At 47.0% G+C, this 24,379-nt stretch carries 22 protein-coding genes and 2 pseudogenes; 12 read left to right on the top strand and 12 right to left on the bottom strand.

The window, feature by feature from the left end; genetic code table 11:
• The 6 genes and pseudogenes from L5M18_RS11810 to L5M18_RS11785 all read right to left on the bottom strand — a co-directional run.
• Positions 1 to 142: pseudogene (locus tag L5M18_RS11810) on the bottom strand (IS4 family transposase); the annotation flags it as partial.
• 105 nt (positions 143 to 247) lie between these two features.
• A pseudogene (locus tag L5M18_RS11805) lies at positions 248 to 511 on the bottom strand (response regulator); the annotation flags it as partial.
• Positions 512 to 531: 20 nt separating this feature from the next.
• Positions 532 to 1,440 (bottom strand): FAD:protein FMN transferase, encoded by a 909-nt coding sequence (locus L5M18_RS11800; protein ID WP_219250500.1) that lies wholly within the window; start codon positions 1,438 to 1,440, stop codon positions 532 to 534.
• 130 nt (positions 1,441 to 1,570) lie between these two features.
• Complete coding sequence (locus L5M18_RS11795) at positions 1,571 to 2,890, bottom strand: DUF3570 domain-containing protein (RefSeq protein ID WP_263197057.1); 1,320 nt, start codon at positions 2,888 to 2,890, stop codon at positions 1,571 to 1,573.
• A gap of 164 nt (positions 2,891 to 3,054) precedes the next feature.
• Complete coding sequence (locus L5M18_RS11790) at positions 3,055 to 3,273, bottom strand: DUF4266 domain-containing protein (protein ID WP_028760174.1); 219 nt, start codon at positions 3,271 to 3,273, stop codon at positions 3,055 to 3,057.
• A gap of 3 nt (positions 3,274 to 3,276) precedes the next feature.
• Positions 3,277 to 3,744, bottom strand: coding sequence for a TlpA disulfide reductase family protein (locus tag L5M18_RS11785; RefSeq protein WP_263197056.1), 468 nt, complete (start codon positions 3,742 to 3,744; stop codon positions 3,277 to 3,279).
• A 374-nt stretch (positions 3,745 to 4,118) separates the two neighbouring features.
• Here L5M18_RS11785 and hyaA point away from each other — a divergent pair, with 374 nt between their 5' ends.
• The 11 genes from hyaA (at position 4,119) to hypA (ending at position 16,447) form a co-directional block, all read left to right on the top strand.
• Positions 4,119 to 5,255, top strand: coding sequence for a nickel-dependent hydrogenase small subunit (gene hyaA, locus L5M18_RS11780; protein ID WP_028760176.1), 1,137 nt, complete (start codon positions 4,119 to 4,121; stop codon positions 5,253 to 5,255).
• A gap of 3 nt (positions 5,256 to 5,258) precedes the next feature.
• Complete coding sequence (gene hyaB, locus L5M18_RS11775) at positions 5,259 to 6,962, top strand: nickel-dependent hydrogenase large subunit (RefSeq protein WP_028760177.1); 1,704 nt, start codon at positions 5,259 to 5,261, stop codon at positions 6,960 to 6,962.
• Between the two features lie 19 nt (positions 6,963 to 6,981).
• Complete coding sequence (cybH, locus tag L5M18_RS11770; protein ID WP_028760178.1) at positions 6,982 to 7,656, top strand: Ni/Fe-hydrogenase, b-type cytochrome subunit; 675 nt, start codon at positions 6,982 to 6,984, stop codon at positions 7,654 to 7,656.
• A 7-nt stretch (positions 7,657 to 7,663) separates the two neighbouring features.
• Positions 7,664 to 8,221, top strand: coding sequence for a HyaD/HybD family hydrogenase maturation endopeptidase (locus tag L5M18_RS11765; RefSeq protein WP_105252281.1), 558 nt, complete (start codon positions 7,664 to 7,666; stop codon positions 8,219 to 8,221).
• Positions 8,222 to 8,224: 3 nt separating this feature from the next.
• Entirely contained in the window at positions 8,225 to 10,141 is a 1,917-nt protein-coding gene (locus tag L5M18_RS11760) for a NiFe hydrogenase (protein ID WP_263197054.1), read from the top strand.
• The gene (gene hypF, locus L5M18_RS11755; protein ID WP_411569174.1) at positions 10,134 to 12,653 is read left to right on the top strand and encodes a carbamoyltransferase HypF; all 2,520 of its coding nucleotides are present in this window, start codon (positions 10,134 to 10,136) and stop codon (positions 12,651 to 12,653) included. Before L5M18_RS11760 ends, hypF begins: the two co-directional genes overlap by 8 nt.
• Before the next feature lie 187 nt (positions 12,654 to 12,840).
• Positions 12,841 to 13,638: a hydrogenase nickel incorporation protein HypB gene (gene hypB, locus L5M18_RS11750; RefSeq protein ID WP_263197051.1), complete on the top strand. Its 798-nt coding sequence runs from the start codon at positions 12,841 to 12,843 to the stop codon at positions 13,636 to 13,638.
• A complete protein-coding gene (locus L5M18_RS11745) occupies positions 13,638 to 13,883 on the top strand; it encodes a HypC/HybG/HupF family hydrogenase formation chaperone (RefSeq protein WP_113939526.1) in 246 nt (81 codons plus the stop codon). The genes hypB and L5M18_RS11745 overlap by 1 nt, the downstream gene beginning before the upstream one ends.
• A gap of 62 nt (positions 13,884 to 13,945) precedes the next feature.
• Entirely contained in the window at positions 13,946 to 15,085 is a 1,140-nt protein-coding gene (hypD, locus tag L5M18_RS11740; RefSeq protein ID WP_131525472.1) for a hydrogenase formation protein HypD, read from the top strand.
• The gene (gene hypE / locus L5M18_RS11735) at positions 15,078 to 16,094 is read left to right on the top strand and encodes a hydrogenase expression/formation protein HypE (protein WP_263197049.1); all 1,017 of its coding nucleotides are present in this window, start codon (positions 15,078 to 15,080) and stop codon (positions 16,092 to 16,094) included. Before hypD ends, hypE begins: the two co-directional genes overlap by 8 nt.
• A complete protein-coding gene (hypA, locus tag L5M18_RS11730) occupies positions 16,094 to 16,447 on the top strand; it encodes a hydrogenase maturation nickel metallochaperone HypA (RefSeq protein WP_028760186.1) in 354 nt (117 codons plus the stop codon). The genes hypE and hypA overlap by 1 nt, the downstream gene beginning before the upstream one ends.
• 155 nt (positions 16,448 to 16,602) lie before the next feature.
• Here hypA and lpxM read toward each other — a convergent pair whose 3' ends face one another.
• The 4 genes from lpxM to pheS form a co-directional block, all read right to left on the bottom strand.
• A complete protein-coding gene (gene lpxM, locus L5M18_RS11725; protein ID WP_263197047.1) occupies positions 16,603 to 17,541 on the bottom strand; it encodes a lauroyl-Kdo(2)-lipid IV(A) myristoyltransferase in 939 nt (312 codons plus the stop codon).
• A gap of 104 nt (positions 17,542 to 17,645) precedes the next feature.
• A complete protein-coding gene (gene ihfA / locus L5M18_RS11720) occupies positions 17,646 to 17,942 on the bottom strand; it encodes an integration host factor subunit alpha (protein WP_006081370.1) in 297 nt (98 codons plus the stop codon).
• Between the two features lie 3 nt (positions 17,943 to 17,945).
• The gene (gene pheT / locus L5M18_RS11715; protein WP_263197045.1) at positions 17,946 to 20,333 is read right to left on the bottom strand and encodes a phenylalanine--tRNA ligase subunit beta; all 2,388 of its coding nucleotides are present in this window, start codon (positions 20,331 to 20,333) and stop codon (positions 17,946 to 17,948) included.
• Positions 20,334 to 20,348: 15 nt separating this feature from the next.
• Entirely contained in the window at positions 20,349 to 21,332 is a 984-nt protein-coding gene (pheS, locus tag L5M18_RS11710; RefSeq protein WP_263197043.1) for a phenylalanine--tRNA ligase subunit alpha, read from the bottom strand.
• Positions 21,333 to 21,801: 469 nt separating this feature from the next.
• On the opposite strand from pheS, the gene L5M18_RS11705 reads away from it, so the two are divergent.
• Entirely contained in the window at positions 21,802 to 23,322 is a 1,521-nt protein-coding gene (locus L5M18_RS11705) for a methyl-accepting chemotaxis protein (RefSeq protein WP_263197042.1), read from the top strand.
• A 172-nt stretch (positions 23,323 to 23,494) separates the two neighbouring features.
• Here L5M18_RS11705 and L5M18_RS11700 read toward each other — a convergent pair whose 3' ends face one another.
• Both L5M18_RS11700 and L5M18_RS11695 read right to left on the bottom strand, forming a co-directional pair.
• Entirely contained in the window at positions 23,495 to 23,935 is a 441-nt protein-coding gene (locus L5M18_RS11700; RefSeq protein ID WP_263197041.1) for a YcgN family cysteine cluster protein, read from the bottom strand.
• A gap of 143 nt (positions 23,936 to 24,078) precedes the next feature.
• Positions 24,079 to 24,357 (bottom strand): YcgL domain-containing protein, encoded by a 279-nt coding sequence (locus tag L5M18_RS11695; protein WP_028760191.1) that lies wholly within the window; start codon positions 24,355 to 24,357, stop codon positions 24,079 to 24,081.
• Positions 24,358 to 24,379 lie beyond the last annotated feature (22 nt).

Raw genomic sequence — 24,379 nt, 5'->3', positions numbered from 1 at the left:
AATTTCGACCTAACTCAGTCAAGGTCAGTGTCTTACATTCAATCAGTGCCTTAGAGGCCAGCATCAAGCTGTTTAATCGTTTTAGGTGAAGTTCTGGGCAGTATTGGTGTAAAGAATGTTGTAGGATATTGGCTTCGCGCATCTTGTTGTCCAAGTGTAGTTTTTAGCGAAACCATTTGATCATGCAACAAGATGCGCTTCCACTCTAATTTGATGATTTATTTGTAAATCATCAGGGGATTCTTCAGAGCTTAGTGTCAAAATCCGTATTAGCGGTCAGAACTATTGTGGGAATTGACACTCCCTGCTGGCGCCAAGCTTTAAGTAACTCTTTACCATTACCGTCAGGCAATCCCAGATCGAGCACTATGGCACTGAAGCTTTCATTTTTAACCCCCAGCAAGGCTTGCTGATAACTATTAAGGTGATCAACTTGCATGCCCAGCTTTGCCAAACTTAAGCAAATCCCTTGGGCTAATAACTCATTGTCTTCAACCAACATAATACGCATTCAATGTCCTTAACTGAGCCCTAACGGAAAATACTGAACTTAACATCTTGTTGCTGTAAAAAATCTTCCGCGTCTCGCCCCTGCAGCATAGCCATAGTGGCGAGCATACCTGCAGTCACGCAGTTTGGCCCTAACACAGTCACAGAGCGCGGCGCATGGATAACGGGATAGCCAGTGCGTGGGTCGACAATATGGCCGTAACGCTTTCCATCGACTTCAAAAAATCGCCGCGTATCGCCACTGGTCGCTAATGCACCCTGACTAATCGCCAGTACACTCGCAGCGTGGTCAAGGTGTCGTGGATCTTCAATTCCCACTTGCCATGGCGTCACTTTAGACACGGGACAAGCGATATCACCGCCAAAATTCACTAACACTGGAATGTCTGGATAACATTCGGCTAACTCATAGGCGACTCTGTCGACCGCATATTCTTTTGCGATACCACCAAAATCCAATTTCATACCTGTTGGCATCTCAATATGGCGCGAATCAAACTCGATGCGCTCAAACCCCACTAAGTCTTTCGCGGCAAGTATGCGGCCATGTTCGGGCAATTGGGCTTTGGGATCAAAGCGCCACAGTTCCATTAACGGCCCAGCAGAAATATCAAAGAGTCCATCACTGAGCTGAAAACATTGTTTAGCAAAAGCCAATAACTGCCAGGTTTCTTCATCGATAAGCTGCTTATGACCATTGGCATGGTTTAATTGGTACAGACAATTCTGCGCGATAAAGCGACTGTATTTATGTTCGATACGCAGCGCCTCAGTGACAGCCATATCCAACATATCGTCTGCAATATCAAATTGATCGCACCCAATGAGTATTTCACAGGGACTCGCCATGGCCCTAAATTCGCCCACATAACCCCAATCACGGCGCTGCAACGAATAAGGTGCGGTCTTTAGGGATGATGTCGACATCATAAATCACCTCTTCACATGGCATCCCACTGGGATTCCGATTGAATAAGTTCAGGGGTAAATTGAGTATGGGTAGCTAAGCTACCCATACAGTTTAACGCCTTGCTATCTGAGCCAGTAGCATTATTTCGTATTAAAAAGAATAACTAAACTGTGCTGTAATTGCCTTCTGAGTCGGAAATAGATCGAAGTTTTGCAGCTCTCTAGGAATCGTAGCGCCGTTATTTTTCGGATCCTGTTGGTAATACTCTAAGCGATACGACATTTCATGACCGCCCGATAATCTATGGCCAAATTTAACCCCAATCGTATAAGCCGACATATCACCGATACGATAATCAGCACTGGCAAACTCTGGCAGTGGCGTATCCGCCATCAAGAAAGGTTGATAGAAGTTAGCCGCAGTTTGTTGGTAATAGCGCAGATGTAATTGTCCATAGAAGTTGCCGGTAAAGTAATACCGATAGTGGGTTTCTAAGGTATGCGATGTGAGGTCCCAGTCATCGGTATTATAACGGTAGGAAAAATCCACCACACCCGCATCTAATGCGCCTTTGGTCATCACGTAAAAACTGTGCTTCAAGCGCGAATCGGGGCGGCTCTCATACAATAAATCCTGAGTAATGCCGTTGTTATCCACCACACTGAGCACCTTGTAGGGATCCGTTAAATAGCCATTCACACTCGACAAGCCGTAATTGGCCTGCAACAACCAGCGCTGACTAAGCACTTGGGTGATACCTAACATCACATCCGCGGTCTGCTTATTATCACTGCCACCTTGACGAGTCGCATCGAATGCGCTTCGATAAGCTTCCTCACTGGTGAAGTTATCGCGAATGACCATCGAAGATAAATCCACCGGACGACCGCCAACGGGGTCAACCACATCGAAACTATAAGCCGTACCTAAAAATAAAGTGGTGTTGTCTTTATTAAACCCTCGCTCAATTCCGGCATTGATGCCCATTGACATATAATCAAACTCTTTCGAACCATATGCGCCAACATTGAGTTTCCAATCTGGTGTTAGCACTTCACTCCAACCGACATTGGCTTGTACGCGAGTATCGTGAAAGGTGTCATCTAACGGCGTTTCCCCCGCTGAAACATGATATTGACCATTACCAGATGGTCGAGTAAACGTTTGGCTGGTACTTTGGGCCACAGCGCCCGATGCTGAAGGTCCCGTTAGACTGTCAACCACGAGTTTGAGATCCAGCACACTATCATCGCCAAAGGCTTTTTGCGCTGTGCCTATGGCTTCGATGGCTTGTACTCTATCTTGCTCACCGTAATACATTAACGCAGCATCGATCTTCCAGTCGTCAGCTTTTTTAGATAATTCAGTCGCATGGCCACTTGTTGCAAACAGTCCACAACTGGCTAATGCGAGAGCACCCGCTATCTGCTTCGATTGTCTTGTATTTATTTGGTTCTTTTTTTGGGTCATAGCTGACAACACCTGTAGGTCACTTCAATCTATTCAATACCGCGGGATTTCGCCCCAGATTTTAGAACATCTGCTCGTCACATTTGTTTTAGTACGTCTGTTCATTACATCTGTGCGTTACATTTCTTCGTAACATCTAAAGGCAAATAACACCAACGGAGAGTTTAGTTACAGCCACATCCGCCACCGGCAAATGCACGACCGCCGCTACTACCTTCTTTACTAAAATAAATATGATCATCGAGTGCAAGATCGAGCTTTTCACTGTCGAGCGCCATATCGCTGCGGGCCAACTGGCCTTTCTCCCACGGCTGCACTCCTAAACTTGAACATCCACTCAAACCTATGATGAGCGTTACTGCGACTAATGCGGGTTTAAGCATAAATTACTCCTTCAGTAAATTGACGAGCTCTTGCTCGTATTCAGCGGTTTTATCGGCATAAAAGCCAACATGTTGCTGTACTAACTGACCTTGACGATTGAACATAAAACTGCTCGGCATGCCCAGCAAATCGAAACTGCGAGCGACATCACCTTCGGGGTTAAAACGCACTGAAAAATTGGCAGGGACTTGTTTTAAGAATTCCTGGGCTAACTCGTTATCTGTATCTAGGTTGATTGCCACAACAGCTAATCCCTGATCTTGATACTTTTTTTGTATTTCATTCATCCAAGGAAACGATTTACGGCAAGGGCCACACCAGGATGCCCAAAAATCGACATAGACGACTTTGCCTTTAAACTCACTCAGGGAAACAGCTTGGTTTTGCGCGTTAAACACTTGATAGTCCAGCGATGGCGCGGCTTGTACGCCTGCGGCCAATAAACTGAGTAACAATAATATTTTCTTCATAGCATATTCCGCATTAACGATTACGTTCGAATCTATTAACTGAATCTTAAGGTTTTCTTAAACAAGCTTATATAAGTTTAATTAACCTACTCACCACGCGAATGAACCATAGTTATCAGCATCGCCTTAATTACATGAGTGCTGATTAAGTGACCGATTTCATCCAAAATGGCAAATGTGAGACATTTTGTCCCATTAGAAAAAGTGAAATTAGATCTGCGTCATGTTAATTAAATGTCAAAATCAGTTCGGTCACATCTCTTAAAAATTCTTGATATACATCAATAATCTTTACACTCCAACGGCCTAAACTGACACTGTCAATTATGTAAACCCTTACCAATTTACATTTAAATAACAAAAAAGGTTGACCCATGGACACACATGCAGCCCTATATGAACAGGGAAAGGCGCGCTTAGATGCGTTACGCCAATTCGCTCCCCGTCAACAACAATCGCTGATTGAGAAAATGCAACAGCACGGCATTAGTCGCCGTGATTTTATGAAGTGGAGTGCCATGGTGACGAGCATGCTCGCATTACCCCTCCCCTTTAGTAACTTAGTAGCCGAAGCTGCCGAATTAGCCGATCGTGTACCCTTAATCTGGTTACATATGGCCGAATGTACTGGCTGCTCCGAATCTTTAATTCGTACCGATACCCCCAATCTAGACTCACTGATTTTCGATCATATTTCCTTGGAATATCACGAAACCTTAATGGCTGCAGCGGGTTGGCAAGCCGAAGAAAACCTCGAACATGCACTCGAAACTTACAAGGGCCGCTATTTACTGGCCGTTGAAGGGGCGATTCCGACTGCAAATAACGGCAGTTTCTTAACTGTGGGTTGTAAAGGCCACACAGGGTTAGAAATCATCAAGCATGCTGCAGAAGGCGCCGCCGCGATTATCTCTGTTGGCACTTGTGCGGCGTTTGGTGGGGTGCAAGCCGCTTATCCAAACCCAACGGGGGCTAAAGGCGTGCATGAAGTGGTCAGTAAACCCGTGATTAACTTAGGCGGTTGCCCACCGAGTGAAAAGAACATAGTCGGCACTTTGATGTACTTCATCATGTTCGGGAAATTACCTGCGCTGGATATGTTTAATAGACCTAAATGGGCTTACGGCGCACGAGTACACGATAACTGTGAACGCCGCGGCCGCTTCGATGCCGGTGAATTCGTTGAAGAATTTGGCGATCACGGTGCGAAAGAAGGTTACTGCCTTTATAAAGTCGGTTGTAAAGGCCCTTACACCTACAACAACTGCCCAACCGAGCGCTTTAACCATCACACTAGCTGGCCAGTACTCGCTGGACACGGTTGTATGGGTTGCTCAGAACCTAACTTCTGGGACGATATGGCTGACTTTGAAAAACCCCTTGGCCGTCAACTCCTCCATGGATTGGATGCGACCGCAGATACTATTGGTGCGGTGATTTTAGGCGCGACTGTGGTGGGCATTGGAGCCCATGCCGTTGCCAGTATTTTTGCCAAACCGCTGGAGGAATAACCCATGAGCAAGCGCGTTGTTATCGACCCTATCACACGTATCGAGGGTCACTTACGTATCGAAGTCGAAGTTGATGAAAATAACGTCATCAACAAGGCTTGGTCATCCTCCACACTTTGGCGCGGTATTGAAGTCATTCTCAAAGGCCGCACGCCTATGGATGTTGGCCTTATTGTGCAACGTATCTGTGGCGTATGTACCTATTCCCACTACCGCTGCGGTACTGAAGCGGTTGAAAATGCGCTAGGAATTCAAATTCCATTGAACGCGAGATACTTACGTTCATTAATGCAAACCTCTTTATACATGCATGACCATATTGTGCATTTCTACCATCTACACGGCTTAGATTGGGTTGATGTGGTTTCTGCACTGAGCGCCGATCCTGCTAAAGCGGCACAAGTTGCCCTGAAATACACAGACCATCCCATAGCGGCGGGTGAAGGTGATTTAAAAGCGGTACAAGAAAGAGTTAAAGGCTTTGTCGAAACGGGAAAATTAGGTCCATTTGCCAACGCTTATTGGGGCAACGGCACCTATAAATTTACCCCAGAGCAAAACCTTATCGCGCTATCTCACTACCTTAAAGCGCTTGAAGTACAACGTGTTGCGGCAGAAATGCTAGCCATTTTTGGTGGAAAATCACCACATCCACAATCCGTTGTTGTCGGTGGTGTGACTTCGGTGCGCGACATGCTCAGCCCTGCTCGCCTGCAGGAATGGAAGCAAAAACATGCGACCGTGACTGACTTTATCCTGCGTGCCTATCAAGCAGATATCGTGATGGCGGCCGAAGCCTTTGGTACTGAGCCTAGCGTGTTGGGCGGCGTAAACGTGAAAAACTTCATGGCGACCGATGACTTTGTGTTAGCCAATGGCGAATACATGTTTAATCAAGGCGTGATCATGAATGGCGACCTTGCTGGCGTCAGTGATGTGAATCCAGATCTGATTGCCGAAGACGTCAGCCACGCTTGGTATAGCGCCGATGCACCGCAACATCCCTATGACGGTACAACGATTCCTAATTACACGGGTTTTGTTGAACGCGACACTGTCTACGGCAAATTGCCAACACTGGATGGTGATGGCAAATACTCATGGGTGAAATCTCCTCGTTATCAAGGTGAACCTGTCGAAGTGGGTCCACTCGCCTGCCTATTGGTGAGTTATGCCCGCGGTAACAAGGTGGTCGTGGATTCGGTCAATGGCCTGCTCGCTCGCACAGGTCTACCCGTAGCGGCTCTATTTACCACTTTAGGTCGCACTGCAGCCCGTATGTTACAGACAGTCATCGTCGCCCAAGAAGGGTTAAAAACCTTTGATGCGCTGTTGACGAATATCCAGTCCGATGAATCTACCTATGTAAAACCCAATATTGATCCAAATAAAGAGTATGTAGGTCACGCCATGATCGAGGCGCCACGCGGCATGTTAAGCCACTGGATCCGCATTAAAAATGGAGTGATTGAGAACTATCAAGCCGTCGTACCAACGACCTGGAACGCAGGTCCTGTGGATGCCAACGGTAAAATGGGTCCCTATGAAGCCTCTTTAATTGGCTTGAAACTGGAAGATCCTACTAAGCCCCTTGAGGTGATACGTATTATTCACTCATTTGACCCTTGCATGGCGTGTTCTGTACACGTAATGGATTTCAAAGGCCAAGCATTGAGCGAGTTCCGTGTCAGTCCCAATGGTCAATAATCGAGGGAGGGAACGCAAAATGAACCATTCTGCAACCCGCATTCGGACACTGATTTTTAGTCCGGCAATACGGATTTTTCACTGGCTCAGAGCACTGTCAATTCTGGTGCTAGTGATCACCGGATTCTATATTGCTTGGCCGTTTCTGGTGGCGCCTGAAAGTACGGACGTACTCGTACAAGGCTGGATCCGCTTCGCTCATCTGATTTGCGGTTTTGTACTAACCGCAATCACCTTAGTCCGCTTCTACCTGTATTTTTTCAGCCGAAGCGACATTGAGCGGCGCTCATTTCGCGATGTCATGAGCGTAAAAAGCTGGATCACTCAACTGAAATCTTACTTATGGATGGGGCACTTACATAAAGCCGGTGTCTATGGACCGCTGCAATTTGTGACTTATGTAGCAATCTCACTGGTCGCTCTTGTGATATGTATAACGGGTCTGGTGTTGTACGCCAATGTGTATCACCAAGGTTTAGGTGGCATGCTTTGGGGCAGCGCCGCTTGGATCACGGCACAAATGGGTGGGCTAGCACAAGTTAGGATTTGGCATCACTACCTCACTTGGGCATTTGTTATCTTTGTGGTTATCCACGTCTATATGGCGGTTTGGTCAGGGATACGCTTCAAACATAACTCAGTTGACTCGATTGTCTCTGGCTATGACTACCCAAAGCCAGACTCACACCACTAGGAGTCCAATGAAGATATTGCTACTCGGTATTGGCAATGTCCTGTACGCCGATGAAGGCATCGGCGTACATTTTGTCAATTATATAGCTGATAATTATCAGTTTACCCATGAGTCCCACCAGCTAACGCTGCTCGATGGCGGCACCTTGGCTCAGGGACTTATCCCTATTATTTGCCAATACGATTATTTAATCGTGGTCGATACAGTTAATGCCAATGGCGTAGAAGCGGGCGAAGTCTATTTCTTCGATTTTGATAAAGCGCCGAAGGAAATCGACTGGCAAGGCAGCGCCCATGAAGTCGAAATGCTGCAAACCCTCAATATGATGGAAATGGTTGGCGACAGACCTAAGACCTTTGTGCTGGGCGTCACCCCAACCGTGCTCGAACCTATGGTGCTAGGCTTGACCCCTAAAGTCGCCGCCGCGGTACCTTTAATGGAATCAAGCTTGTTATCCCACTTAGCCTCCCTTGGGTTCACTGCGACGCGTGTTGCCGAGCATAGTATCGACTCGCTGATCCCTGACTCTTATAAACGTGGCGTTACTACTGGTGAAAGTATATAGAAGATGAAAAACATCAGATTTGATTTTACCTGCTCACGTCAGGTGCCTTTGTACACGCATTTATGTAATCAATATCTAAATTACGATGAGCTAAATATCAGCATAGGCTGTGATGGTCAACATAGCTCAGGTCAATATAGTGCTGGCCAACATGACTTTGGCCCTCAAAGCTATTTTATTGAAGCTCAGGGCGAGCAAAACCAACTAGAACAATTGGCCGATGCCATTGCCGCGGACTTTTTGATTTCCGCTTGGTTGATTGACTCTAGTATTAAAGTCATCGACGAGCCCCAAGGCAGTAAAACCTTACTGCCCTTTCCACAGTCTGGATCCAACCAAGCCATAGTGCCTTTTTGTCAGCATTGTTATCCGTTGATTGGCGATAATCAGTCGGCTAAGTTTGGCACACTCGATTTAATTTGCCCTTGCTGCAAGGGCGAAACACAATTAACGTCCGCACAAAAAGCGTTAACCTTGTCAGATATTAAAGCCATGGCACAAGGACTGCTGACACAAGGCCCACTGATATTAGCGGCCGCCGATAATCTGCAAATCAGCCTGACACCGTTTGAGCAGCCTTTAAGCGAGCGGCCACAACTGTTAATTTGTAATCCCAATACGCTGAACGCCCATTTTTGTCTGAACGATGCGCAGGTGCTCGCGCTTTCGAGTATTGAAAAGCCACTTATCTGCGCGAGACCCACGCAAGAACACGACAAACTCAGCGCGCCGCTGTACGACATTTGCTTTGCCTACAGCCGAGTGATCTTAGTGCTCGGGGAAGTATTACGACAAAAAGGGGTCGATTGGGTTTACATTAAAGGGCCGCATAATAGGCCGAAGCTAGCGTGGGTCGATGGTGCTTGGGCACAAATCGCCAGTCACGATTTAAGCTCTACACAGGTTCAAACCAAGCACTTTATCGCTCCAGAACCCTTAAGGGAAAAAGTCAGTTTTCACGGTTATCAAGCCCAATGGCAAGCGGCGAAACGTTCACGATCGCACCAAGGCGAACTGAGTGTGGCAGTATTGACTCAAGTACCGTCAAGTGAAGACAGTGATATTCATTGCACCAGTATGCTAAGCGATAATAATCAAAATACAGTCAACACAGAAAATCACACCCTTGCAGACGCAGCGCTATTCAGTGCGCTGCTCAACGGTAAGTTTACCAGTCATAAACAGGCAAAAAATGCTGCGGTCATTTACTTAAGCCATACCCACGCCAGTCAAATTGTCACCTGCGATAATAAGGGCGACACTGAACTTTTCTTCGCCCTGCCCGAGCTGCCCGATAACGGTTACGAAATCTTCCATCAACTGGACAGCAGTCCACAAAAAGCCGTAGCGCAAAAATTTAAGAGCCTGTTTCCCGAAGATTACCTAAAACTTTTAAGCCTAAAGCTTCACGGCAGACGGGACAACTTACAAAGCCTGTGGGCGATTGCAGCCATATTAATTGGCCTCAATACCCAAGAAGAGACTCAAAGCCAAGCAAGGCTAAGCGATGCACTCATGGCCGCCGCCATGCGCTACCACGGTGCTAATGCACCGCGTATCGATTATCCGCTGACCAAAGGTGAAGCCCACCGCAGCCTAAATTGGTGTAAAACCTTAGGCACTGTCTTAAGTTTTCGTATTGCAGGTAATGACGATCCGAGTCAGCTCGCCTTTGCGATGCAAGACTCGCTGGCGGACTATTTATCTAACTGGATCGAGCATATCGATTTAAATATCGGCGTGCACAATATAGCCTTAGCGGGCAATGAATTAATCAATGAAACCCTGTGCAAACGCATCAGCTTACGCTTAGGCAAAAACTTCCCCTTAGTGGTCAATCGCAGCCTAGATTTAGACGGCGATAACTTAGTCGTTGGGGCACTTTACGTTAAGCAGCGCCAACTGAATGCCCATGATTAGGAGGCCAAAAGTTAAGTCACAACGTATGAAGCCACATAGGCACAATAGTCGCCACAAAAAGCACTGTGACCTGCAGATAAAACGAAGGCTGGCATTGGAATACCTTGTCCACAAAGGAGCCACGTTAAAGCGTTGTCAGCTGCACGTCACTGGCATAGTACAAGGGGTGGGATTTCGCCCCTTTGTCTATCGTTATGCCCTTGAGTTTCAACTGACGGGCACTGTGCTCAACAATGCCAAGGGCGTGACCATTGAGCTGCAAGGTAATGATGAAAACCTCACTCGCTTTATCACTGTACTCAATACCACTCCACCGCCACTTGCCCGTATCGACAATATCAGTCAAATACCACTGCCGATTTTATTAAGCGAAACCACGTTTGAGATTATAAAAAGCGACAGCCATGAGGACGATGACCCAAGTTCACCGATAGGTGCACTGGTGGCGGTATCGGCAGATAAAAGTACCTGCCAAGACTGCATGAACGACATGCATAATCCTGATGATCGCCACTTTGGCTATGCCTTTACCAACTGCACTAACTGTGGCCCTCGATACACGATTATCAATGCTTTACCCTATGATAGACACAACACCGCCATGGCCGATTTTGACATGTGTCCCGAGTGCGCCAAAGAATATCAAAACCCACTCGACCGCCGCTACCATGCCCAGCCCGTGAGCTGCCCCGCCTGTGGCCCCAGACTCAGTTTAAAAACACCGCAAGGGGAATACATCCTTCCCAGTTCCTCAAATGTCAGCACACCTGAATTGAGTACGGACCTTGCGGTACTGACAGCAGCGGCTGACAGATTACGCCAAGGGCAGATTCTGGCAATTAAAGGATTGGGTGGATTTCACTTAATCTGTGATGCCCGAAGTGACAATGCCGTCAACGCACTCCGGCTGCGAAAACAGCGCCAAGCCAAGCCGCTAGCGGTGATGATGGCGGATATCACCATGGCGCAGCACTATGTCACAGGGACGGATGCCGAGTGGCGAGTGCTGAGTTCGCAGGAAAGGCCCATAGTGCTGATGAGCAGCCGAGCCGAACATGATCTCAGCTTAGCTGTCGCCCCCAATCTGAATAAACTCGGGGTATTTTTACCCTACACACCGCTACATCATTTGCTATTAGGTCTCTTCAAAGGGCCATTAGTTGCAACCAGCGCCAATGTTTCCGGTGAACCTATCATCACTGATTGTGATGAGCTTATTAGTCACTTAAGCCATGTGGTGGATGCGATAGTCGATCATAATCGGCCGATTATTAATGGCTGTGATGACAGTGTGGTGCAAGTGATCCAGCCGCAACTTGATTCCTCCGCAGAGGTGCAAGTATTGCGCCTCGCCCGCGGCTATGCACCGTTAAGTTTCCCCTTAGAGATACCGCTGACCCAATCGATTTTGGCCGTGGGCGCACAGCAAAAAAATGCCATCGCCTTAGGCTTTGGCAATAATGTGTTTTTAAGTCCCCATATTGGCGACCTGTTCAGTGTCAGCGCCGAGCAGTATTTTGAGCGCACCTTAGCCACTTTTGCTCGGTTGTATCACTTTACGCCAAATCTTATTATTTGCGATAAACACCCAGATTATGCCCCTTCACGCTGGGCTGAAATGCACTCAAACTCGAGTGTAAAACTCAGCGATACCCGTCAAAATCAATGTTTATCGGTGCAACACCACCATGCCCATGTGCTCAGCGTAATGGCGGTTAATCAATATCGAGATCCCGTATTGGGCTTTAGTTTTGACGGTACTGGGCTTGGCGACGATGGCAGTTTATGGGGCGGTGAAGTGCTATTAACTACGCTCGATAAAGCGCAGCGACTGGCGCACTTTGAGCCTATAGCCCTGCTAGGCGGCGAGCAAGCCATTAAGCAACCCGTGAGGTTGTTACTGGCATTATTATTCGAGCAAATGAGTCTCGATGCTGTACTCGCATTGCAATTACCTATATTAAACAACATGCGCCCAAACACTCTGACTAACTTACATAAGATCTGGCAGAACGGCAGTGCGATAAAAACCTCCTCTGTCGGACGACTGTTCGATGCCCTCGCCTGCGCCTTAGGCTTAATCGAAACCACACTGTTTGAAGGTCAAGCGGGCATGTCGATAGAAGCCGCGGCCAATCGCGCCGATGCATTAGCCCTTGAAGTCATTTCGCTTAACTTACCTCTTGACATCGACCAGTGGCGCAGCAGTGAGATGTTCAAGCAAATTGTTGAATTGATTACAGCACAACCGCTAACAGACAATAGATGCTATGCCATCGCCCGCGCCTTTCTACACACATTAGGTGATGCTATCTGTGATTATGCTGCCCAGTATCAACACCTCCCAACCGTGCTCTGCGGTGGCGTATTTCAAAATAAATATCTATTGGAATACTGCCTGAGCAAGCTCAGCGCCCAAGGAAATAAAGTGTTATCCAGTAAACAGATACCCATCAATGATGGCGGCATCGCCCTAGGCCAACTTTGGTATGGCATTCATCAGAGTCAATAACCTTACTTATTTGATAAGCCCTGATGTTCGCTCGCCATTTTTATCCCCATAAACCTGACGAACATCAAAGATCCGTAGCGCAATTTGTATCACACTCAACATTAGCGTAACCAAATTAACGATTCGTACATCAATCATTATTTGTCAGGCAAAGTCCTCGTACTCTGCCGATACAAGGAGAGGTAAAATGTGTAAAGACTGCGGCTGCTCCCTTACCCGCCACGACCATGATCATCTAGGCGCGCATGCCCATAGCCATGAGCATAATCATGACCATTCACATACTCATGAGCATAGCCATCAAGAGTTACACACAAATCCTCAGTTAAACGATAAAAAAACCTTGTCAGCCATCCACAAAATTTTAGATAAAAATGATGTCGAAGCAGGTCATAACCGCGCCCACTTTGAGGCACATAACATTACTGCCTTCAACATCATGAGTAGCCCGGGCAGTGGCAAAACCACCCTATTAGAAAATCTCAAAGAATACACGCAGCTCAACTATGCGGTGATCGAGGGCGACTTAGAAACCTCCCGCGATGCCGACCGCCTCATCGCTAAAGGCATTAAGGCCTATCAAATTCAAACGGGCAGCGCCTGTCACCTCGACGCCTTTATGGTACACGGTGCCCTACATCATCTGCCGCTTGAAGGACTCGATGTTTGCTTTGTCGAAAACGTCGGTAATCTCGTCTGCCCAGCCAGTTATGATGTGGGCACTCACAAAAATATCGTGCTGCTATCAGTGCCAGAAGGTGATGATAAGATTGAAAAATATCCTGTGATGTTCCGCCGCGCCGATATAGTTTTTATCACTAAGTGCGATCTACTGCCCTATTTTGATTTCAAGCTAGACGAAGCCAGAGCGCAGCTTAAAAAACTCAATCCAGCAACTCAAATTATTGAAGTCTCAATTAAAGACGGCGACTCCATGCAGGCTGTAGCCGCTTGGCTTAAAGACAACATTCGAGGTGCACAATAATGTGCTTGTCCATACCTTCCCAAGTGGTGGCGGTCGATATTGAGCGCCAGAGCGTCACCGTCGACACCTTAGGCGTGCGCCGCGATGTCAGCAGTCATTTAATGAATGAGCCACTGGAAATTGGCGACTATGTGTTGATCCATATTGGTTTTGTGATGAACAAAATTGATAAGGAAGATGCGCAGCAAAGCATTGAACTATACAAAGAAATCGTCACTAAGCTTGAAAATGAAGCCATACACTGACCATCAGTAGTGCAAGATTAAGTCGCAAGGCGCACCCCTATCGAGTGCACCGAGGAAAAAGCATGCTTGAACTAAAACACCTCTATCAAGGCTTTCGCGATCCCCAAACGATTGCCAATTTAGCACGGGATATTCAGTTAACCGCTAAATTGGTTAAGCAACAAATCAATATCATGGAAGTCTGTGGTGGCCATACTCATACGATTATGAAATACGGCTTGCTAGATTTACTGCCGGATAATATTGAATTTATCCATGGTCCTGGCTGCCCAGTGTGCATTATGCCTAAAGAGCGCATTGACCAAGCCGCGGCGCTTGCCTCCCAAGAAAATGTTATTCTTGTGACGCTGGGCGATATGATCCGCGTGCCTGGTTCTCAAGGCTCTTTAGCCAGTTTTAGGGCCAAGGGCTGCGATATTCGCCCAATTTACGATCCCTTAGATACGCTCAAAATTGCCCGCGACAATCCCGATAAAACCGTAGTGTTCTTCGCTATTGGCTTTGAAACCTCAACCCCAATGACAGCAATTTTGTTACAACTGGCCGAACAAGAAAAACTCGAAAATCTACTGTTTCATATCAATCATGTATTAGTGCCACCCGCAATTGATGCCGTGATGCACGACCCAAAAGCGAGGGTCAACGCCTTTATCGGCCCAGCCCATGTGAGCGTGATCAGTGGCGCAAAAATCTATCGCAGCACAGTCGAAAACTATGGCACGCCCGTAGTGGTGGCAGGATTTGAGCCCGTCGATGTGATGGAGTCGATTTTACGGATTGTGCGCCAAAAAGCCGCGGGTAAAGCTGAGCTCGATATCCAATACAGCCGCGCAGTATCGGAGGACGGCAACCTCACGGCGCAGGCCAAAGTAAATCAATTCTTCAATGTCAGACCGCAATTTCGCTGGCGTGGACTAGGCCCAATCCCCAATTCAGCGCTGCAGCTTAAACCCGAATATGCCCACAGAGACGCCGAACTGCGCTTTAAAGACCGCCTACCTGTGAAGGAAATTGACGATCATAAAGCCTGCCAGTGCGGCGATATACTTCGTGGGCTTGCTAAACCAAAGGACTGTAAAGTTTTTGGCCGCGGCTGCAATCCCGAAACGCCCTTAGGCAGTTGCATGGTCAGCTCCGAAGGTGCCTGCAATGCCTATTACCGCTATCAAGGTATCGATATCAAGGAACCACATCATGGCTGATACGCTTAAAGATAAATCCATTCAACTCAGCCACGGCGGTGGCGGCAAAGAAATGAATAAACTGATCCGTGATCTGTTTTTTGCCGAGTTTGATAACCCAATCCTTCGCAGCGAAGAAGACGCTGCTAAACTCGATTTGCACGGTGCTAATGCCTTTACCACAGACTCTTTCACCGTATCCCCTTTATTTTTTGCCGGCGGTGATATCGGCAAGCTCGCCATCGCAGGCACAGTCAACGATCTCGCTATGATGGGCGCAGAACCTCAGTATTTGAGTTGTAGTGTGATCATAGAAGAAGGCTTTTCTATCAAGGAGTTAACTACGATTGTCCGCAGTATGGCGAAAGAATTAAAACACAGTGGTGCACGGATTGTCTGCGGCGACACTAAAGTCGTACCCAAGGGGTGCGCCGATGGTTTATTTATTAATACCTCAGGCATTGGTCGCATCTTGCGTCCCAATATTTCCGCGGCGAATGTCACCGTGGGCGATGCCATTATTGTCTCCCGTGATATTGGCTGCCACGGTGCAGCGATTTTAATGGCGCGTGAAGGACTCACGCTCGAATCAGCATTACAAAGTGACTGCGCGACGCTCTGGCCGATAGTCGAGCAATTGATCGCCGCCAATATTCCCATTCATGCGATGCGCGATGCGACTCGCGGCGGCTTATCGGCGGTGCTCAACGAATGGGCCGTCGCCTCCAATGTCGGCATCACAGTGAATGAAGCCAGTATTCCCGTTAGCGATGAAGTCAAAGGTCTGTGCGAACTCTATGGTTTCGAAGCCATGGATCTTGCCAACGAAGGCACTTTCATCCTCGCTGTTCCCAACGACATCGCCTTAGGCGCGCTCGAGATCATGCAACGCTTTGGGCGCTGTGAGCATGCAGCGATAATCGGCACTGTGAGTGATGATTTAGTGGGGAAAGTCGTACTAAGAACGCCTTGGAATACTAAGCGTTATCTCGATCTTCCCCAAGGTGAACTGCTGCCAAGGATTTGCTGATGCACGAATATTCGATTGTGAGTGCCCTGATTGAGCAATGCGAACAGCACGCGCTGGCCAATCATGCCGATAAAATCACCCGAGTGGATATCAAACTGGGAGTCATGAGCGGGGTTGAACCTAGCCTGCTACAAACGGCCTTCGATACGTTCAAGCTCGATGGGATTTGCAAAGAAGCCCTACTCAATATGCAAATTCAGCCGCTAGTGATACTTTGCCAAGACTGCCAGACTGAATCCGTACTGAGTGAGCGCACGGTCGTCTGCCCTGCATGTCAAAGCTTTCGTACTCGCGTACTCGATGGCGAAGATATGTTACTGATGCAACTTGAGATGGAGCAGAACGAGGATTAATCATCCACGATACGCATTGTTAACGACAACGCTATTGATAAAACGCTCTATAAATAAAGAATACTATCAATAAAGAACGCTCTTCAACACAAAAATGGCTTCGAGCACACAGAGCTCAAAGCCATTTTAAACCACACTATTTCAGTCATGCTACATCAGCTGTAGATAGAAGCCTCACCCTCTGGGCGCGTCTTGAGCAACCGCAGGAACCACATATACTGCTCTGGATAAGCTAAGATCACTTGCTCGACCACTTTGTTCAGTGCCAACGCCTCGTTTTCTTTGCCCACCATGTCTTCAGGCGCAACGGCCGTCATCACAGTGAGGTCAAATTGGCGTGACGTTTGATTGTAGCCAATCTTTACTGGCAACACTTGGGCATTCCCCGCCTGCGCTAAACGCCCAACAACAGGTAGCGTTGCCTTCATTGTGCCTAAAAAAGGCGCAAACACACTTTGTTCAGGACCTAAGTCTTCATCGGGAAGATAAAAGAAACTGTTACCGCGCTTAAGCTCAGCCAATAACGCCCGAATGCCCGCCTCGCGCATATACACATGGCCACCACAACTGCTGCGTACACGATTACTAAACCAATTGAATAACCCGTTTTTATGGGCTTTGGCCATAGTCACCATAGGCAACTCAAGGTTAAGGCGTAAACCAGCATAATCGATTGGCCACACATGGGGCATGATAAAAATGATCGGTTGCCCCGCGGCCTGCGCTTTAGTCACATGCTCAAAGCCGATTAAATTCACTCGACGACGCAAATGCGCTTTTGAGCGCACCAGCAATTCGCCCTGTGCTAACAACACCAAAACGAAGTTTTGCACGTTCTCACGGATTAACACTTCAATCTCGGCGGTGGATTGCTCAGGAAAGCACGCCCTTAAGTTGGCTCTGGCAACGCTAATGGGCTTTTTGGCAATTGGCATCACTATTTTTGCCAATAATTTTGCAATAGGATCACGCAGCCATGCGGGCATGAGTCCAAAAATCACTAATAGACCAATCACTAACCAAGTGGCCCAGTATCTAGGGTGTAATAAGGCGAGTTTAAAACGACGGTCAAAATGTTTGGGCTGTCTTGACAAAGAATTCACCTCAGACAGTGGATAAAAACAATGGAGATATTGCATGAAAAAATAAACAGGAAAGCCACTCTCTAAGGAGTGGCTTTCCCATCAAACAAACGAAATTACTTACCCGTGTTTGCTGCTTCTACACGAGTTTTCAGCTTTTGGCCGGGACGGAAAGTCACGACACGACGAGCAGAAATTGGGATATCTTCGCCTGTTTTTGGGTTCCTTCCCGGTCTTTGATTCTTGTCCCTAAGGTCAAAGTTGCCAAAGCCAGATAACTTGACCTGCTCACCACTTTCAAGTGCGCCCCGAATCTCTTCAAAGAACGACTCAACCATCTCTTTGGCGACACGTTTGTTCATTCCGAGTGTTTCAAAAAGATGTTCTGCCATTTCGGCTTTGGTAAGTGCCATACTTTAATCCCTCAACGATGCGTTGAACTCGGACTTAAGGGCAGAAACGACTGAACCAACGGTCTCAGCAATCTCTTTTTCCTCAAGCGTACGAGTAGTGTCTTGTAATGTAAGTGCTATCGCCAGGCTCTTCTTGCCGGGTTCAACACCTTTACCTAAGTATACATCGAACAAGTTTATGCCAACCAACTGATTTTCGCCAACTTTTCTTATCAATTTCATTACATCACCTGCAGATACACTCTCATCTACTACGACTGCGATGTCACGACGATTAGCTGGAAACTTAGATACAGCTTGGGCTAGCGGCAAACTGGTATGCAATAAAGCATCCAATTCCAACTCAAAAACGATGGTTTTACCATTGAGTCCAAAAGGCTTCTCCAAACTAGGATGGATTGCACCTATATGACCGATCACTCGATCATTTCTCAATATTTCAGCACATTGCCCCGGATGGAGAGCAGAATGCGTCGCTCCTCTAAAGCTAAATTCTGATGCGGAAACTGTCAAGCCGATAATTGCTTCTAAATCACCTTTAAGGTCGAAAAAATCAACAGTTTTCGATTCCATAGCCCAATGTTCATCATTTTGGAGCCCAGTAATGACACAAGCGAGCATTGCTTGCTGTCTTATACCGGATTCTGCATTGATATCAGGAACAAAGCGCAGGCCAGTTTCAAAAAGTCTCACGCGACTCTGTTGACGACTTTGGTTGTAGCCAACGGCGGCCAATAAACCGGTGAACATTGACAGGCGCATGGCCGACATTTCACTGGAAATTGGGTTTGGTAACACCATAGCGTCTAAACCAGGATGAACCAGATTTTGCAGTTTTGGATCGACAAAGCTGTAGGTTACCGCTTCTTGGAAACCACGAGCGACCAATAAGGCACGCACGCGTTTTAGGCTTAAGTCAGATTCTTTATGATCTGACATACGCAGCGCAGCAACAGGCGCCGTATTCGGGATATTGTTATAACCGTAAATACGGGCCACTTCTTCGATCAAATCTTCTTCAATCGCCATATCAAAACGATAAGTCGCGGTAGTGACCTGCCAACTATCTTGGCCAACAACCACACTAAAACCTAAACGTTGTAAGATTTCAACGACATCGCTATCAGGTACATGGTGACCTAAAATTCGATCTAACTTGCTGCGACGTAAAACGATTTGTGCAGGTTTGGGTAAATCAGCCTCTGATTTAGCCTCAACTACAGGGCCAGCTTCACCGCCACAGATATCCAGTACTAAACGCGTAGCACGGTCGATAACCTTGTGTTGCATCTCAGGGTCAACACCACGCTCAAAGCGGTGTGATGAATCTGTATGCAAACCTAAACGACGTGACTTACCCATAATGGCAAGCGGCGCGAAGAACGCACATTCAAGCAGTATGTCTTGGGTCGTGTCGCTCACGCCTGAATATTCGCCGCCAAACACACCAGCAAGGGCTAATGGACGCGCATCATCGGCGATCACTAAGGTATCGCTTGGGATGGTCACTTCGCTGCCATCAAGCAGAGTGATTTTCTCTTCGCCAGTGCCTAAACGCACTTGGATATCGCCCGTTAACTTGGCAAGATCGAAAGCGTGCATAGGTTGACCTAATTCAATCAACACAAAGTTAGTGATGTCTACGATGGGATCGATAGAGCGAATACCGCTACGGCGCAGTTTTTCCTGCATCCATAATGGCGTAGGCGCTTTCACATTGACGTTTTTAACCACACGGCCTAAGTAACGTGGACACGCAGCAGGCGCGTTAACGTTAATCGTGACCTTTGCATCTGTCGTTGCCGTGACGGCTTGCCACTGTGGCTCAACCACTGTTTGGCGGTTTAACACGCCCACTTCACGGGCAAGACCTGCCATACCTAAGCAATCGGCACGGTTAGCCGTTAAGTCTACATCGATAACGGCATCATTAAGTTGCAGATAGTCGCGGATATCAGTGCCAAGTGGCGCGTCCAATGGCAATTCGATAATGCCATCGCTTTCGACGTTAATGCCAAGCTCGCTGTAAGAGCACAACATGCCTTCTGATGGCATGCCACGCAGCTTGGCTTTCTTGATTTTGAAATCGCCAGGTAATACGGCGCCAACCATAGCCACGGCCACTTTAAGACCCTGACGGCAGTTTGGTGCACCGCAGACGATATCGATAAGTTCACTACCACCAACGTTGATTTTGGTCACGCGCAGTTTATCGGCATCGGGATGCTGACCACACTCAACCACTTCACCAATCACTACACCGCTAAAATCGGCAGCTACGGCTTCAACGTCATCGACTTCGAGACCAGCCATAGTGATCTGGTGGGATAATGCTTCACGGCTGACTGAAGGGTTTACCCATTCACGAAGCCAAGATTCGCTAAATTTCATGCTATTACAGCTCCGTTATTTAAATTGCTTCAGGAAACGTAGGTCGTTTTCGAAAAACGCACGTAAATCGTTTACGCCGTAACGCAACATAGTTAAGCGCTCGACACCCATACCAAAAGCAAAACCAGAGTATTTTTCTGGATCTATGCCAACGCTACGCAGCACATTCGGATGTACCATACCGCAGCCAAGCACTTCTAGCCATTTACCATTTTTGCCCATCACGTCCACTTCCGCTGAAGGTTCAGTGAATGGGAAGTAAGATGGACGGAAACGCACTTGCAGATCTTCTTCGAAGAAATTACGCAGGAAGTCATGCAAAATGCCTTTCAATTCAGCAAAGTTAACATGCTCATCAACCAACAACCCTTCCACTTGGTGGAACATAGGCGTGTGAGTTTGGTCGTAATCGTTACGATAAACACGACCAGGAGAAATAATGCGTAATGGTGGCTTTTCAGTTTCCATAGTACGGATTTGCACGCCCGAAGTTTGGGTACGCAGCATCAGTTTAGGATTGAAATAAAAGGTATCATGATCAGCACGCGCAGGATGGTGCTCAGAGATATTCAGTGCGTCGAAATTGTGGAAATCATCTTCAATTTCAGGCCCCTGCTTTACTGAGAACCCTAATTCCCCGAAAAAGGTTTCGATACGCTCAATGGTTCGAGTCACAGGATGTAAGCCACCGATCTCTTGGGTGCGGCCTGGCAAAGTCACATCAATCTTTTCAGCGATTAATTTGGCTTCCAATTCCGAACTCTTCAGACCATCGATGCGCTCAGTTAATTTTTGTTGAATCGCCTGTTTAGCATCATTGACCGCTTGGCCAAAGGCTGGCTTTTCTTCGGGGCTTAAGCTACCCATAATTTTCATCATGTCGGTGATCTTACCTTTCTTACCAAGGTAATCGACACGGATATCATCCAGTGCTTTTAGATCACTGGCCTGGTCAATAATGACTAAGGCTTGTTCTACGATCTCAGTTAACTGCTGCATTTTCTCTTCCACTGCATAGTCGCGCTTGATAAACAAGTGCTATGGGCGCCAAACTTTCAGGCTATTTGGGTGCTCAGGTTATCGGGCGTTAATGCCAGACGCTTTGCTAGCTATAACGAAATAAAAGGATAGAAATTTTACGCGAGCGAGCGGCATATTACTAGGGCTTATTGGGGGTTTTTATCATGCAAATTCATGTGTTACCCCAGTTTGGAGCCTGAGTTTTGCTCAAGGGGAAACCCAAACCTCGATTCTGACGTAAACAACTTCCGCTTTCAGCCACTAGCAGCATTTGTAACTAAACTGTAAACTAACACCTGTACCTTGCCAAAATTGCAGCAAACAACACAACAACGACTGCAATTAGACTACATTAACCACATAAATCATTACAAAACAGAAAACTATAAAGTCTATGGCAAACTGACCGATATACATTCGGTTCACAGCCCATTTTATCGAGGCACTCATGAAAGAAGTAAAATTTCGCTGGATAGATCAATATCTTATCCATATGACCTTAAAAACTAAATTCGCTATTCTCTCTATCGTTCCCATGTTGATGATTGTTGGACTGGCGCTTTTCCTAGATAACCAATCCCAGCAAACCTTAATTCAAGGACAGCTCAACAGTCTGCAAAATGCTTCACAACAAATTAACCAAGTCACTGGCAGCTTATATAACAAACTACCAGAGCAAGAACGCCAAACTATCCTTAGCCAGCTAAGTCGCGAAATTGAAGGTAATGTCAGTATTGTTTCGGTAAATGAAGCCGATAGCAAAGCGCAATCCATCGCTCGCAGTGGCGGTGGTATCGATGACAGCGGTAAGCAACCTAGAGCTGTGAGTCGGGTTAACGATCAAAATCTGATCACGATTATTCCCCTAGACAGCAAAGAAATTGATGCCTTGCTCGCCAACGATAACCTGCTGGTTTATGGCCTAATGGCGGCACTCTTGTTTGTGCTATTTTTGTTCAGCTATTACATTTCAACCTTCGTAGGCGGCGCACTTTATACGACAGTGATGGCATTAAAACGGGCCGCATCGGGTGATTTAACGGGGCGTTTAAACTTCTTCGAAGTAAAAGACGAGTTCAGTATCTTAGCCATCAGCATAGATACCTTAGTAGAACGTCAACATACCTTAGTAAAGCAAATCGCAGAATCGACCGCTAAAATACGCGAAGTTGTATCATCGTTTCGTAGCACAGCGCAGCAAGGTCAATCCTTGGCGGTAAACCAGAGACAACATCTGGACTCCTTAGCGACGGCAATGGAAGAAATGACCGCCGCAGTGAAAGAAGTTGCCCGCAATGCCGAACAATCCTCAGCCGAAACCCAAGAAGCCAATCAACAGGTTAGCGCGGGCGGGAAAGATATTGAAACCACAGTTAAGGCCATCGATGTGTTATCGGATGAAATCTCCGCGGCCTCAAATGCGGTAGGTGTACTCAATGACAACGCCAGTAAAATTGATGAAGTGGTGTCAACCATTAATGCGATTTCCCAGCAAACCAACCTACTGGCCCTCAACGCGGCAATTGAAGCAGCGCGCGCCGGTGAACAAGGTCGTGGCTTTGCCGTGGTGGCTGATGAAGTACGTACTTTAGCGGGGAGAACTCAGGCCGCAACGGTTGAAATCAAAACCATGATCGAATCACTGCAATCGGGTACTCGCAATCTGACACAAGTGATGTCGCGTACTGTGAATCAAGCCAATGAAGGTAAACAACACGTACTGCAAACGGGTAAAGACTTAGAGTTTATCGCCCACCACAGCAACAAAGTGTTTGAAATGAGTGTGCTAATTGCGACCTCGGCCGAAGAGCAATCGGCAGTGGCCAATGAGATTGCGACTAACTTAATGGAAATTCGCAACCAATCACACGATGTGGAGCAATCGGCCAACCAGTCGGTTTCAGGTTGCGATGAGCTGCAAGCGACTGCGGGGCAACTGGATCAGTTGATGGTGGGATTAAAAATCTAGCTACGCGTTATTTGATGGAATTTAAATTCACTTAACACCCAAAATGCACAAGGGAGCGAATCGCTCCCTTTTTGTTTTCATTCTGACGGTCACTTTCCAATCAACAAGTGTCGTTTCAATTAATAAGTTAATTTTCAATCGATAATACTACGGCAAAATGAATTCACGTCTGTTAATCCACGTCTTTAAGTGGCCATAGCACGATATGATCTTCAATATCCTTTACGCGTCTTTCATCCACCACCTTGCCTTGGATCGACATACCCGCTAAATGCATCGCTTCTTTGGAGCCTGTGAGCAGCGGGTGCCAGCTCGGTAGCTCACACCCTGCCGCTAGGCGGCGATAGGCACAACTGTCGGGCAACCAAGTTAACTCATGGATATTATCAATCGTGATCACTGTACATTGGGGGACATGGGTGAAACGGTCACTGTAATGCAGACAGCCTGCCGTTTGATGATCGAGCAAAAGGCAAGCTGCATTGGTGTAATACAAGTCTTCGGTTTCATCATCTATCAACTTGTTTAAACAACATTTACCACAACCGTCACACAGGGATTCCCACTCGGTTGTACTCATCTGCGCTAATGTTTTACTCTGCCAAAATGCCATGATTAACTGTATCTTCTTAATAAAAAACCCGCTCAATGCGGGCTATTTTACACTAATTTGTCGTCAGATACGCAATGCCACTGAGATTAACGAGTGTGGTTTGACGCGCCTGAGCTCATTAGCAGCGTCTTGATGCTACCCAGTTAATCTTTGATCCCAAGGCTCAGCTTATGCTCAGCCAATAAATTCACCTGAGGTGGCGGAATTTGTAAATAAAAGCCATTTTCTGCCATTGCTGCTCTGACTTTATGTATATCTGCCATACCTAACGCGTCGCGTTTAGCGATAGGAAACACCATCACCAACTTTGGCACGCCAAACATTTCCATCAAAGGCACTGGAACATCGTCAAAACAATCTCTTTTCTTCACAAATAAATAAGTATCAGCCTTTCGGCTACTTTTATAAACGGCACATAGCATAAGAATCAAATATCCAATAGTT

It is taken from the genome of Shewanella sp. SM20 (genome assembly GCF_025654545.1).
GTDB lineage: Bacteria > Pseudomonadota > Gammaproteobacteria > Enterobacterales > Shewanellaceae > Shewanella > Shewanella oncorhynchi.
Note: the sequence above shows the minus strand (reverse complement) of the source record. Positions and strands in the feature narration are given on the sequence as shown.